We start from the raw sequence: 12,474 nt of genomic DNA, 5'->3' as shown, positions 1-12,474 counted from the left end.
CGCTTCCCATGAAAACTGACGTGAAGATTTGCGGGCTGAGGACCGCGGAGGCTGCGGAGCGCGCGGTGGCGCTTGGCGCATCGCATACCGGCTTCATCTTCTTTCCCAAGAGCCCGCGCAATATCGAACCGGACGATGCCGGCCGTATCGCCGAGCGCATTCGCGGCCGCGCAAAGACCGTGGCGGTGACGGTCGACGCGGACAATGATGAACTCGACGAGATAGTTTCCGCCCTCAAGCCCGACATCCTGCAGCTTCACGGTTCCGAAAGTCCCGACAGGGTGCTTTCCATCAAGGCGGTTTATGGCCTTCCCGTCATGAAGGTCTTGTCGATACGCGAGGCATCCGACCTCGACCGGATCGAACCCTATCTCGGCATTGCGGATCGCTTTCTTTTCGACGCCAAGCCGCCGGCGGGTTCCGACCTGCCGGGCGGCAACGGCGTTTCGTTCGACTGGCGGCTGCTTGACGCGCTTGACGGCGGCGTCGATTACATGCTTTCCGGTGGATTGAATGCAAACAACATCGGCGAAGCTCTGGCGCTGACCGGCGCGCGGGCGGTCGACATATCCTCCGGCGTCGAGAGCGCGCCGGGCGTCAAGGATTTGAAGCTCATGGAAGCATTTTTCGATGCCGTTCGCCGGGCAGACGACGAGCGGCGCGAGCAGGGAGCAAGACGTGAACGAGGCGCCTAAACTGAACTCCTTCAGAGCCGGACCCGACGAGGAAGGCCGCTTCGGTATCTTCGGTGGCCGTTTTGTTGCCGAAACGCTGATGCCGCTGATCCTCGACCTTCAGGATGAATGGAACAAGGCAAAGACGGATCCGGCCTTCAAGGCAGAGCTTGAAAAGCTTGGGGCGCACTACATCGGACGGCCGAGCCCGCTCTATTTCGCCGAGCGCCTGACGGCCGAACTCGGCGGCGCGAAGATCTATTTCAAGCGCGAGGAGCTGAACCACACGGGCTCCCACAAGATCAACAATTGCATCGGCCAGATCCTGCTCGCCAAGCGCATGGGCAAGACGCGGATCATCGCCGAGACCGGCGCGGGCCAGCATGGCGTGGCCTCGGCGACCGTTGCCGCCCGCTTCGGCCTGCCGTGCGTTGTCTATATGGGCGCGACCGACGTCGAACGGCAGGCGCCGAATGTATTTCGCATGAAGCTCCTCGGTGCCGAGGTGAAACCGGTAACGGCCGGCCACGGCACGCTCAAGGATGCGATGAACGAGGCGCTCCGCGACTGGGTCACGAATGTCGACAGCACCTATTATCTGATCGGCACCGCCGCCGGTCCGCATCCCTATCCGGAAATGGTCCGCGACTTCCAGTCCGTCATCGGCCAGGAGGCAAAGGAGCAGATTCTCGCAGCCGAAGGCCGGCTTCCCGATCTCGTCATCGCGGCGGTCGGCGGTGGCTCCAATGCGATCGGCATCTTCCATCCGTTCCTGGATGACGAGGGCGTCAAGATCGTCGGCGTCGAAGCCGGCGGCAAGGGGCTTGAAGGCGACGAGCATTGCGCGTCGATCACGGCCGGCTCGCCGGGAGTCCTGCACGGCAACCGCACCTATCTGCTTCAGGACGGCGACGGCCAGATCAAGGAAGGGCATTCGATCTCGGCCGGTCTCGACTATCCGGGCATCGGGCCGGAACATGCCTGGCTGAACGATATCGGCCGCGTCGAATATGTCCCGATCATGGATCACGAGGCGCTCGAAGCCTTCCAGACGCTGACGCGGCTCGAAGGCATCATTCCGGCGCTCGAACCATCGCATGCGCTGGCCGAGGTCATCAAGCGGGCGCCGAAGATGGGCAAGGACGAGATCATCCTGATGAATCTCTCCGGTCGCGGCGACAAGGACATTTTCACGGTCGGCAAAATTCTGGGTATGGGGCAATAACGATCATGACCGCACGCATGGAGAAACGGTTTGCCGACGTGACGGCGGAGGGTCGTCCGGCCCTCGTCACCTATTTCATGGGCGGCGATCCGGATTTCGACACCTCGCTCGCGATCATGAAGGCGCTGCCCAAGGCCGGCGCAGACGTGATCGAGCTCGGCATGCCCTTTTCCGATCCCATGGCCGACGGCCCGGCGATCCAGCTGGCCGGGCAACGTTCGTTGAAGGCCGGCCAAACGCTCGCCAAGACCCTTGAGCTCGCGCGCCTCTTCCGCCGCGACGACCAGCAGACGCCGATCGTGCTGATGGGCTACTACAATCCGATCTATATCTATGGCGTCGATCGTTTCCTGACGGACGCGCTCGCTGCCGGCATCGACGGTCTGATCGTCGTCGACCTGCCGCCGGAGATGGATGACGAGCTCTGCATCCCCGCGCTGGACAAGGGCATCAATTTCATTCGCCTAGCGACGCCGACCACCGATGACCGCCGCCTGCCCAAGGTGCTCGAAAACACGTCCGGCTTTGTATACTACGTTTCGATGACCGGCATCACCGGTTCGGCCCTGCCGGATCCGTCGCTGATTGCAGGCGCCGTTGAGCGGATCAAGGCGCACACACAACTGCCCGTCTGCGTCGGCTTCGGCGTCAAGACGGCAGAACAGGCGCGGGCGATCGGCGCATCGGCGGATGGTGTTGTCGTCGGCACAGCCATCGTCAATCAGATCGCCTCCAGCCTCACGGAAGAGGGACGGGCGACCGATGCGACGGTTCCGGGTGTTGAAGCGTTGGTAATGGGCCTCTCGGCCGGTGTGCGGGCGGCAAGGCTCGCCGCAGCCGAATAATTGCCCAGATTAACGCGCACAACCCGAAGGAATTCTTCAGGAGTTTATAAGTGAACTGGATCACAAACTACGTTCGGCCGAAGATCAATTCGATGCTGGGTCGCAGGGAAGTTCCGGAAAATCTCTGGATCAAGTGCCCTGAAACCGGCGAGATGGTGTTCCATCGCGATCTCGAAGAGAACAAGTGGGTCATTCCGCAGTCCGGCTTCCACATGAAGATGCCGGCGAAAGCCCGGTTGAAGGATCTTTTCGACGGCGGGATCTACGAAACGCTGCCGCAGCCGAAGGTGGCGCAGGACCCGCTCAAGTTCCGCGATTCGAAGAAATACATCGATCGTCTCCGCGACAGCCGTGCGAAAACCGAGCTTGAGGATACGATCGTCACCGGTCTTGGCCTCGTTCAGGGCGTTAAGCTCGTTGCCGTCGTGCACGAGTTCAACTTCATCGGCGGCTCGCTCGGCATGGCGGCAGGCGAGGCGATCGTGAAGGCCTTTGAGAGGGCGATCGCCGAAAAGTGCCCGCTGGTGATCTTTCCCGCCTCCGGTGGCGCCCGCATGCAGGAAGGCATCCTTTCACTGATGCAGCTTCCGCGGACGACCGTGGCAGTGAACATGCTCAAGGAAGCAGGACTTCCCTACATCGTCGTCTTGACCAACCCCACGACGGGCGGCGTGACAGCTTCCTACGCGATGCTTGGCGACATTCACATCGCCGAGCCCGGCGCGGAGATCGGCTTCGCAGGAAAGCGGGTGATCGAGCAGACCTTGCGCGAGAAGCTGCCGGAAGGCTTCCAGACGTCCGAATATCTTCTGGAGCACGGAATGGTCGACATGGTGGTCAAGCGGCATGACATCCCGACGACCATTGCACGCGTCCTCAAGATTCTTATGAAGAAGCCGGTTGAAGCCGCCAAGCGCGAGGTTGGGCCGCAAGCGTCCGCCCTGCCGGTCGCGGCGCGCGCCTAGACGTCGCGTCCGCTCGGTTCGGCTGACTTGGTGCGGCATGCAGGCGGAAACCGCTTTACACTGTGTCGGTATCGCGTGCCGGCAGACGATTTTTCGAGGCGATTGACATGACGGCGACGCAGGTCAGCGAAGCGGCGCAGGAGATTGAGAAGCTTCTCGCCTTGCATCCAAAAGGGTTCGACCTGTCGCTCGACAGGATCACCCGGCTTTTGGCCGCACTTGGCAATCCGCATGAGCGGCTGCCGCCCGTCATCCATGTTGCAGGCACCAACGGAAAAGGCTCGGTCACGGCCTTTTCGCGGGCGATCCTCGAGGCTGCGGGTCTGAGTGTCCATGTCCACACGTCGCCGCATCTGGTGAACTGGCACGAGCGCTATCGATTGGGCGTCAAGGGCGGCAAGGGTGCGCTTGTCGGCGATCGGGTGCTTGCCGACGCGGTGCGGCGGGTGGCTGAGGCCAATGCTGGCCAACACATCACCGTCTTCGAAATCCTGACCGCGGTCACCTTCCTGCTCTTTGCCGAGCATCCCGCCGACGTCGCGATCATCGAGGTCGGGCTTGGTGGCCGGTTCGACGCGACGAATGTCATCGCCCGGCCAGCGGTCTCCGTCATCATGCCCATTTCGCTCGACCACCAGTCCTATCTCGGCGACCGCGTGGAACTGATCGCCGCCGAAAAGGCGGGCATCATGAAGCGCGGCTGCCCGGTGGTGATCGGCCATCAGGAGGAAGACGGCGTGCGCGACGTCCTTGTCGCCACAGCCGAGCGTCTCGGCTGCCCGATGTCCGTTTACGGCCAGGATTTCATGGCGCATGAGGAATTTGGCAGGCTCGTCTTCCAGGACGAACGCGGATTGGCGGACCTGCCGTTGCCGCGACTGCCCGGCCGCCACCAGTATGCCAACGCCGCCGCGGCCATCCGCGCCGTCAGGGCGGCCGGCTTTGATATTCCAGAGGCGGCCATCGAAAAGGGCTTGGCCGGCGTCGAATGGCCCGGGCGCCTGCAGCGGCTCGGCGGCGGCAAGCTTTCGCATCATGGCCCGCCGGGTGCCGAGATCTGGGTCGATGGAGGACACAATCCGGGTGCGGGGCAGGTCATTGCCGAGGCGATGGCGAGTTTCGAGGAGCGCGAGCCGCGGCCTTTGTTCCTGATCATCGGCATGATCAACACCAAGGATCCGGTCGGCTATTTCAAGGCCTTCCTCGACCTTGCGGAGCAGGTCTTCACCGTGCCGATCCACGGCTCCGATTCCGGCCTCGACCCGGTGGCGCTTGCCGAGGATGCCGGCGCCGTCGGCTTCGAGACCACCGCGACCTCGTCGGTGGCAGAAGCGCTCGGGATTATTGCAGAGCTTGTCGAAGAGGATCCGGTACCGCCGCGCATCCTGATCGGCGGGTCGCTTTATCTCGTCGGTGACGTGCTCTCCGCAAATGGCACGCCGCCGCGATAAAGGCATGCCCGTTCGGCCTGTCGACCTCCATCCGAGATAAGAAAAAAGCCCGGCGTGCCGGGCTTTTTTGAGTTCGGTTTCTTGGGAACCTGGCAGCTCAGGCTGCGGCAGTCGAAATCCACGAGGTCAATGCGGTCTTCGGAGCGGCACCGACCTTGATGTCCGCCACTTCGCCGGCCTTGAACATGGCGAGCGTCGGGATTGAGCGTACGCCGTACTGAGCGGCAAGCTCGGGGTTTTCGTCGATGTTGAGCTTGGCGACCTTGACCTTGCCGGCGAGCTCGGTTGCGATTTCCTCAAGGCTCGGCGCGATCATCTTGCAAGGACCGCACCATTCCGCCCAGAAATCGACGACGACCGGCTCGGCCGAGTTCAGGACTTCCTGCTGAAAATTGGAGGTATCGACTTTCACAGTGGCCATCTGCTGCTCCTTGCTTTCGGAATGGCGACCGCACGACCTCTGATCCTGCGGTTCTTCAAAATGTTACCGCGCCTTTCGGTTTGAACCGGGGCGGCGCGGCGTGTCCAGATGTTGTGCCTCATGTGAGGCGTCGCTACCGGATTTTCAATATCGTGTATCTCACTTTGTCGCGAGCTCTTCAAGGCTCCTGTCCAGCATCGCCTCGGGAAGCATCTGGATCGTCGGTCCCTCGGTGAAGATCAGCGCGCAGCGGAACCGCCGCCCGGGATAGAGCGGCTTCAGCAGTTCGCGGTATATGGCGAGCTGCGTTCGGTAGGCGGGCGGGATCTCAGCCAGGGACGTTGGCACCTGGCGATTCGTCTTGAAGTCCGCAATCGTGACCGTATCGACGGAAACGGCCAGCCGGTCGATGCGGCCCGACACGGCGAACTCACGCGCGCCGAGCGCGAGCGTTCCCATGACCGAGACTTCCGCCCGGCTGTGCGCGGCAAAGAGGGTCTGCAGATCGGGATGTTCCAGCACATCGATCACCGCATTGGCGAGCCCCTGACGCTCCGGCTCGGGCCAGCGTGGGACCGACCGAAGCAGATAGCGGCCCGCCGCCGCCCGGCGTCCCGCAGAATCGATCGATGGAAGAACCTGCAGCAGGCGGTGAAGGATTGCGCCGCGCAGCAGCGAGCGATTGGGTGCCGCCTTTTCGGTGAAAAGCGCCGAGGCGACCATCGATTCGCTGTCCGGATCGTCGATGACAATGCCCGTCCCGGATGGGGTGAGGGGCCGCGGCAGCCGACGCGGCGCCGGCAAGGGAGCAGAAAGCGCGGCCGGCAGGCCCGACGCCATGTGCTCCCTCTCCGCAAGCGCGCCGTCAGCAACGGCAGCGTCGACATACGGATGCGCCTCGCGCCACGCATGGCCCGTCCATTCTTCACCGCCCGCACGGAACACCGCGGGCGTCCCGCGTCCTTTGATATCCTGCGCCAGCGTCCCCTGGACCATGGCATGCCAGGTATCGGCATTCTCCCTTTGGCCGCGATAGCCGCAAATGACGAGCCGGTCCGCGGCGCGCGTCATGCCGACATAGAGGAGGCGACGGTATTCTTCCTCGGCCAGCGCCTTCAGGCGCGCATTGTCGGCGTTGAGCAGGGAATTCGATCCCGAGCCGGGCGCCCGCCAAACCGGTACGGTCACGACGGAGCCGTCGGCCCGCGGCTTCTCGAAAAAGCGCAGATCGGGAACATGCTGGTTGTTGAATGCCTTGCCGCCGCCGTCGACGAGGAAGACGACCGGTGCTTCGAGTCCTTTTGCCGCGTGCACGGTCATGACGCGCACCTCGTCGCGCTCCTTGTCCTGCTCGCGTTTGACCGTCGGCGCTTCGATTTCGAGCGTCGAAATGAAGGCCTGCAGCCCGGGCAAGCCGGATCTTTCGTGATCCAGCGCGAAGGTCAGGAATTCGTCGAGAATGTCGCTGACCTCGCTGCCCAGCCGGGCGAGGAACGCTGCCCTGCCACCATGAACGCTGAGCACCCGCGCATAGAAATCATGCGGCAGCAAGTGCCGGGCGAGATCGGCGTATCCGGCAAGCGTCCGTACGACCTCCTGGTAGGGGCTCTTCTCTTCGGCGCCAAGGGTCCGCAGGCGTTGCCACAGGCTTTCATCTTCGACTCTTCGCGCTGCAAGCTCGAAAATATCCTCTTCACCGAGATTGAAGAGCGGGCTTTTCAGCAGCGCGGCGAGAGAAAGGTCATCCTCCGGCAAGAGGACGAAGCGGCCGAGCGCCATCAGGTCCTGAATGGCGATGTGGCTGGTGAGGACGAGGCGGTCGGCACCGGCGACCGGGATATTGCTTCTGCGCTTCAGCGCCCGCGTCAAGGCATTGACGAAGGCATCCCGCTTGCGCACGAGGACGATGACGTCCCCCGGGCGCATCGGTCGGCGAACGCCCTTCTCGATCACGGTCTCCTTGCCGATCCAGTCATCGAGAACCGCCGCAATGCGTCGCGCCAGTATGTTTGCCGGCGCGCGCTCGGGCGTCGCGTCGAAAGCGGCCGTCCACTCCTCTTCCGCGAGCGTCGGTTCGGGCGCAATCACGTCCCATATGTCGACGGCTCCGGGGTGGCCGATGCGGTTCGAGGCGTGCACGATCGCCTCACGTTGCGCGCTGAGGCCCTTGGCATTCGCCTCGTTGGCAAAGACCGTATCGACGGCCGACAGGACGTCGACAGTCGATCGGAAGGAAAGCTGCAGGCGGATTGGGCTGAAGTATTTTCCACCCGCGCGCACCCGCCGCTCCGTCACGACGCTCTCGCGCGAAAACCGCTCCGGCCGCGCACCTTGGAACGAATAGATCGATTGCTTCTCGTCGCCGACCGCGAAGATCGTGCGCTCGTCCGCTCTCGCCGTTTCGCCGGCGAAGAAGTCTGCGGCAAGCGACTGGATGATCGTCCATTGCGTCGGGCTCGTGTCCTGGGCTTCGTCGACGAGGATGTGGTCGATGCCCTGATCGAGCTTGTAGTGAACCCAGGCGCCGACATCGCCACGGGCAAGAAGTGCTGCCGTACGGTTGATCAGGTCCTCGAAGTCGAGTTGGCTGCGCGCCTTCTTGATTTCCTCGTAATCGCTGTTGAGCTTCTCGGCGAGGGTGAGGGCGGCGCGCGTCGCCTCGTACATCCTGACGATGCTCAGGCGATCCACGCAGGCGACGATATGATCGCGCGCCTGTTCGACCAGAGGTGCGAGGTCAGGCGCCTCGCGCCGCATGGCGGCGTTCAAAAAGGTGGAGTCGGCCTTCGGTTTGCCGCCTCCGTTGATGAAGAGCCCAACCAGGCGACGATAGCGTTCCTCGGGATCGGCGAGTCCTGCGACTGCCTTCAATCCTTCCGCAAACTCGGAGGGCTTGGCGCCGCCTTTGTGCGCCGCCAAGTCGAGATATTGCTCGAGGGCTGCCCCGTTCAGGCCAGCGAGCGGCCAAGCCGTCGCCAGCACGCTCTCTGCCGTTTCGCCCAGCGCAATCGTGAGCGATGCACGCAGATGCGTTTCCAACCCGCCCCGTTTCGCGGCGCGATCGAGAAAGGCTTGAATGGGCGTGCGGTTGGCGACGATCGTCTCCAGCAGCCTTTCAAGGCCGGTATCGTCGGCGAGATCGAGAACCGTGGCGAAGGCATCGGCAAGCTCCGCGTCGTCAGCGGTGGTCGCCGTCAGCAGCGCGCGCCGCGCATCCGCGAGCAGGACCGCCGCGGCGCGGTCGTCGAGTACGGAAAAGTGCCCTGCAACATTGGCCTCCAGCGGGAACTGATGCAGGAGCGCTTCGCAGAATGCGTGAATGGTCTGGATTTTCAGGCCGCCGGGGGTCTCGAGGGCGGCCGCGAACAACCGCCGCGCCTGCTGAATTTTCACGCTGGAGGGGCGCGTGCCTTCGACTACCTCGATGCGCTTTTCAAGCGAGGCATCATCCAGCGTCGCCCATTCCGCCAGGCGCTCGAAGACGCGGTTCGACATCTCGGAAGCCGCCGCCTTCGTATAGGTGAGGCAGAGGATTGCAGAGGGTCGGCAACCGGCGAGCAGCAGCCGGATGACGCGTTGGGTCAAGACGTGTGTCTTGCCCGATCCGGCATTGGCGGAGACCCAGGCCGAGCGCGCCGGATCGGAGGCAAGCGATTGCCGCTCCGTTGTCCAGTCGAGCCAGGCTCCGGGTGTTCTTTCCGAAGGCCCGAAAGCGTCATCCCTCATCGGCATCATCCTCGCCTTCGGCGGTTGCCCACTCGGCGACCCGCGCCAGATGATCGTATTCGCCTCCGTAGTCGCGCTCCTTCTGAACGATCAGGCGTGAGGCGAAGCCGTGCCTGCCGGTCATCAGTGCTGAAAGCAGTTTTTTTAATTCGGTGAGCGATTCCTCCGCCAGCTGATCGGCGGATTTCGTTTCCTTTTGCCTGCCGCCCTCGTTGTTGACACTGTCGACGCAGAAGCGGCTGCCGGGTTTCAGCCGCACGTAGAGAAGCGCATTGGGCTCGGCGCGTCCCGTCGGGCCGAAGGCTCCGGCCTTGAGTGCCGCCGCCTCTAGCGCGAGCTGCGGGTCGAGCAGGCTGCGTGCTTCTCTGGGCGAGGGGCTGGAGCCGGTCTTATAATCGATGATGTCGACGGTGCCGTCCGCACGTCGGTCGAGACGGTCGGCGATACCGGTCAGCCGAATATCCGCAAGGCCGATATCCATGGAGGCGGGAACCTCGGTGAACGACTTCTCGATGTTCTTCCGGCGATCGCGCTCCCATTTGAGGAACGCCCTTCCCACGGCCGCAAAACGCGGGCGCCAGATCGTGTCGATATGCGGCGGAAGTCCTTCCTCGTCGAAGGCTTCGTTGAGCAATCCAATCATCACCGCTTCCGCTTCGGGCGAGGCCGCATCGAAGCCGCCCCTGACGAAACGATCGACGATCCGATGGTAGAGCGTTCCGCGCTCGGCCGCCCCGGGATCGCGATTGAAAGGGTCGATCGGCCGCAGCCGCAGGATCCGCCGCGCATAGACCGCATAGGGATCGCGCCGAAGGCGCGTCACTTCGCTGAAGGAATACTTGCGCGGCTGCAACTCGGCGGGCGGCTTCGGTTCCGGTCGCGTGGCGAGCGGCTGGGTTTTGCCTTGATCGAGAATGCGCGCCCAGTGGAGATAGGCCGCACCGTTGGATTTGAGCAGTTTCGTCAGCTTTTCGCCACCGAGCGCCTGCAGCCGCTGCAGCCACCGCGAAGCGACCGTCGGTGCCGATCCCTGTCGGATGGAGCGAGAAAAAATCAGCCGACGTGTACCGCAAGCCATCTGGAAATCATGCGCGAGCTGGCCGATGCGCCGCTCCGGCGGTTCGAGCCCGATTCCGGATTTCATCGTCCGCGACAGGAAAGGATCGTTTGATGTTTGTCCCGGCCATGTCCCCTCGTTCATGCCGCCGAGCACCACGAGGTCCATGCTCTGCAGTCGCGATTCCAGCGCCCCGAAGATGAAGACGCGGGGGTGCCGCATCGATTGCGGCTTGACCGCTTCGCTTGCCGCGAGCGCTTCGACGATGTCGCACCATTGCGGCCCGTCGGCGCTCATCTGGCCTTCCGTTTCGATGATGCCTTTGAGAAGCGTTGCCAACGCTTCGCCGGCCTCCGTCGACCAGAGACCGCCAAGGCTGCCGCGCTCGTCCATGCAAATCGCTTCCAGCGCGCGGCCGGTTCGCTCCGCCCAGTCGGCGAGCGTGAGAACCTTGGATCGAGGCCGTCCATCAGTGCGAAGCGCGGATGCGCTGGCCAGGGGTTCGACGGCTAATGCAATGCGTTCGGCAAGCGTGCGTGCAGCGGCGATATCCTCGTCATCAAGGCGGCTTTGCCACGGGGGTGGATGACGATCATGCTTTCGTCTTTCGAGCGCATGCTCGAGCAAGGGGCCAAGCGCGGAAATATCAGCAGCGACGGTACCGCCGCGCAGCGCCAGAAGTTCCAGCGCATCGGCGGCGCGCCGAACACCCTCGATCGTCTCGCCGAAGCGGGCGAGCGGATGCTTGAGCAGAGCGACCAGCGGCACGGGATCGCCTGGCCGCAACGCCGCCTGCAGCAGCAGCCGGACGACGGCGCCGGCGGCTGTGGCAGCGAGCGGCGTGCCGGCGGAATCGTCGGCTTCGATGCCGAAGCGGGCAAGCTCCGCCCCGACGCGGCGCGCAAGCCCGCGATCCGGGGTGATCAATGCCGCCTGGCTTTCATCGTCGTCGGCAAGTGCGAGTCTGAGCGCTATAGCGATCGCCGTCGCCTCTTCGCGCTCATTGGCCGTCTCGATCAGCGCGACGTCGGCGAAGGCCGAGAGAAGTTTTTCCTGGTCGAAATCTTCACGCGCGCGGGTCCAACCGTCAGTCGCATTTGCCGGAAGCAGGGCGCGCGAGAGAACCGTGCCGCGATAATCGAGGGCGCTGCCTGCGGGCTCCAGGGTCTCCACATCGCGACGCGCGATGCCCATGCGCTTCAGCAGGCGATGAAAGCCATATTGCGGGTGGCTGCGGCTTGCCGGGTCCTTTGTGATACCGGTCGAAGCAGCGCCGACGATCAGTTCCCATTCCGTGTCGCTCATCGTCTGATCGAGACCCGGCAGAACGATGGTGCCGTTCGGCAGCATCCTGACGGCCGCGATCAGCGCGGCGGTCACGGGGATCGAACCGGTCGAGCCAGCGATGATGATCGGCCCGGCCACCTTGCCGGCGGCGATGCGCTGTGTTTCCGCCTGCAGAATGGCATTGCGGTGGCGCGAAGGCGAGGATTGCTTGAGTTCGTCCAACCGCTCCGGCCAATAGGTGCGGGCGATCTTCAGGAAGGCGAGCGTCAATTGCCACCAGAGCGCATGTTCGCCCGCGTCGAGCGTGTCGAGAGCCTCCCAGCCGAGCTCCTCGGTTTCCACCGCGTCGATCAGGTCGGCGAGATTGCGCGCGAGCCAAATGGCATCGGCGGGGCTCGCGGGGGCGATCAGCGGACTTTCGCCGTGGATATCGAGAACTGCCTGCGGCAGCTGATTGCGCCAGGCAAGAATGAGGCGGCCGAGTTCGATCAGGCGTGCCGTGCCGGAAAGTGGCGGAGCAAGATCGAGGATCGCAGGCGCCTCGGCGTCGAAAAAGCCGCTGTCGTCGTCCGTCTCGCCGAGCGCACGGATCGTTGGCAGGATGGCGGAGCGACCGCCGAGCAGGTCGACGAACTCCGAGCGAAGCACGCGCGCCGAGCGTCGGGTCGGAACGAAAACCGTCACGCCGGCCAGCATCAGCGGATCCGCCGGATCGTACTTGAAGCCCGGCACGAGCCCGCCGTCGCAGAGCTTTTGCGCGAGCGTCCTCAGAAAGGGCAGGCCGGCGGGAATCGTGAAGACGTTCGAGGCGTGACCGGGCACC

At 63.8% G+C, this 12,474-nt stretch carries 8 protein-coding genes; 5 read left to right on the top strand and 3 right to left on the bottom strand.

Annotated elements, in window-relative coordinates:
- Positions 1-8 precede the first annotated feature (8 nt).
- The 5 genes from QN224_RS18220 to QN224_RS18200 all read left to right on the top strand — a co-directional run bounded on the left by QN224_RS18220 (position 9) and on the right by QN224_RS18200 (position 5,160).
- Entirely contained in the window at positions 9-695 is a 687-nt protein-coding gene (locus QN224_RS18220) for a phosphoribosylanthranilate isomerase (RefSeq protein WP_283977837.1), read from the top strand.
- Positions 679-1,899 (top strand): tryptophan synthase subunit beta, encoded by a 1,221-nt coding sequence (trpB, locus tag QN224_RS18215; protein ID WP_173508583.1) that lies wholly within the window; start codon positions 679-681, stop codon positions 1,897-1,899. Before QN224_RS18220 ends, trpB begins: the two co-directional genes overlap by 17 nt.
- Positions 1,900-1,904: 5 nt before the next feature.
- Positions 1,905-2,744: a tryptophan synthase subunit alpha gene (trpA, locus tag QN224_RS18210; protein ID WP_173508582.1), complete on the top strand. Its 840-nt coding sequence runs from the start codon at positions 1,905-1,907 to the stop codon at positions 2,742-2,744.
- Between the two features lie 50 nt (positions 2,745-2,794).
- Entirely contained in the window at positions 2,795-3,709 is a 915-nt protein-coding gene (gene accD / locus QN224_RS18205; RefSeq protein WP_283977836.1) for an acetyl-CoA carboxylase, carboxyltransferase subunit beta, read from the top strand.
- A gap of 107 nt (positions 3,710-3,816) precedes the next feature.
- A complete protein-coding gene (locus tag QN224_RS18200) occupies positions 3,817-5,160 on the top strand; it encodes a folylpolyglutamate synthase/dihydrofolate synthase family protein (protein ID WP_283977835.1) in 1,344 nt (447 codons plus the stop codon).
- 97 nt (positions 5,161-5,257) lie between these two features.
- Here QN224_RS18200 and trxA read toward each other — a convergent pair whose 3' ends face one another.
- From trxA to addB, 3 genes are all read right to left on the bottom strand, one after another.
- On the bottom strand, positions 5,258-5,581 hold the full coding sequence (gene trxA, locus QN224_RS18195; protein WP_153440576.1) for a thioredoxin: 324 nt from the start codon (positions 5,579-5,581) through the stop codon (positions 5,258-5,260).
- Positions 5,582-5,740: 159 nt separating this feature from the next.
- Entirely contained in the window at positions 5,741-9,307 is a 3,567-nt protein-coding gene (gene addA / locus QN224_RS18190) for a double-strand break repair helicase AddA (RefSeq protein WP_283977834.1), read from the bottom strand.
- Positions 9,297-12,473 carry a double-strand break repair protein AddB gene (addB, locus tag QN224_RS18185; protein ID WP_283977833.1) on the bottom strand — a complete coding sequence of 1,059 codons (3,177 nt, stop codon included), beginning with the start codon at positions 12,471-12,473 and terminating at the stop codon, positions 9,297-9,299. Before addB ends, addA begins: the two co-directional genes overlap by 11 nt.
- Position 12,474: the final 1 nt, after the last annotated feature.

This window comes from Sinorhizobium sp. 7-81, assembly GCF_030124405.1.
Taxonomy (GTDB): Bacteria; Pseudomonadota; Alphaproteobacteria; order Rhizobiales; family Rhizobiaceae; genus Sinorhizobium; species Sinorhizobium psoraleae.
This window is presented reverse-complemented; position numbering and strand designations above follow the sequence as displayed.

Bases quoted from the DNA above. Each gene is read 5' to 3' on its own strand.
- QN224_RS18220 (WP_283977837.1), top strand. From the start codon at position 9: ATGAAAACTGACGTGAAGATTTGCGGGCTGAGGACCGCGGAGGCTGCG.
- trpA (WP_173508582.1), top strand. From the start codon at position 1,905: ATGACCGCACGCATGGAGAAACGGTTTGCCGACGTGACGGCGGAGGGT.
- QN224_RS18200 (WP_283977835.1), top strand. From the start codon at position 3,817: ATGACGGCGACGCAGGTCAGCGAAGCGGCGCAGGAGATTGAGAAGCTT.
- trxA (WP_153440576.1), bottom strand. From the start codon at position 5,581: ATGGCCACTGTGAAAGTCGATACCTCCAATTTTCAGCAGGAAGTCCTG.
- addA (WP_283977834.1), bottom strand. From the start codon at position 9,307: ATGAGGGATGACGCTTTCGGGCCTTCGGAAAGAACACCCGGAGCCTGG.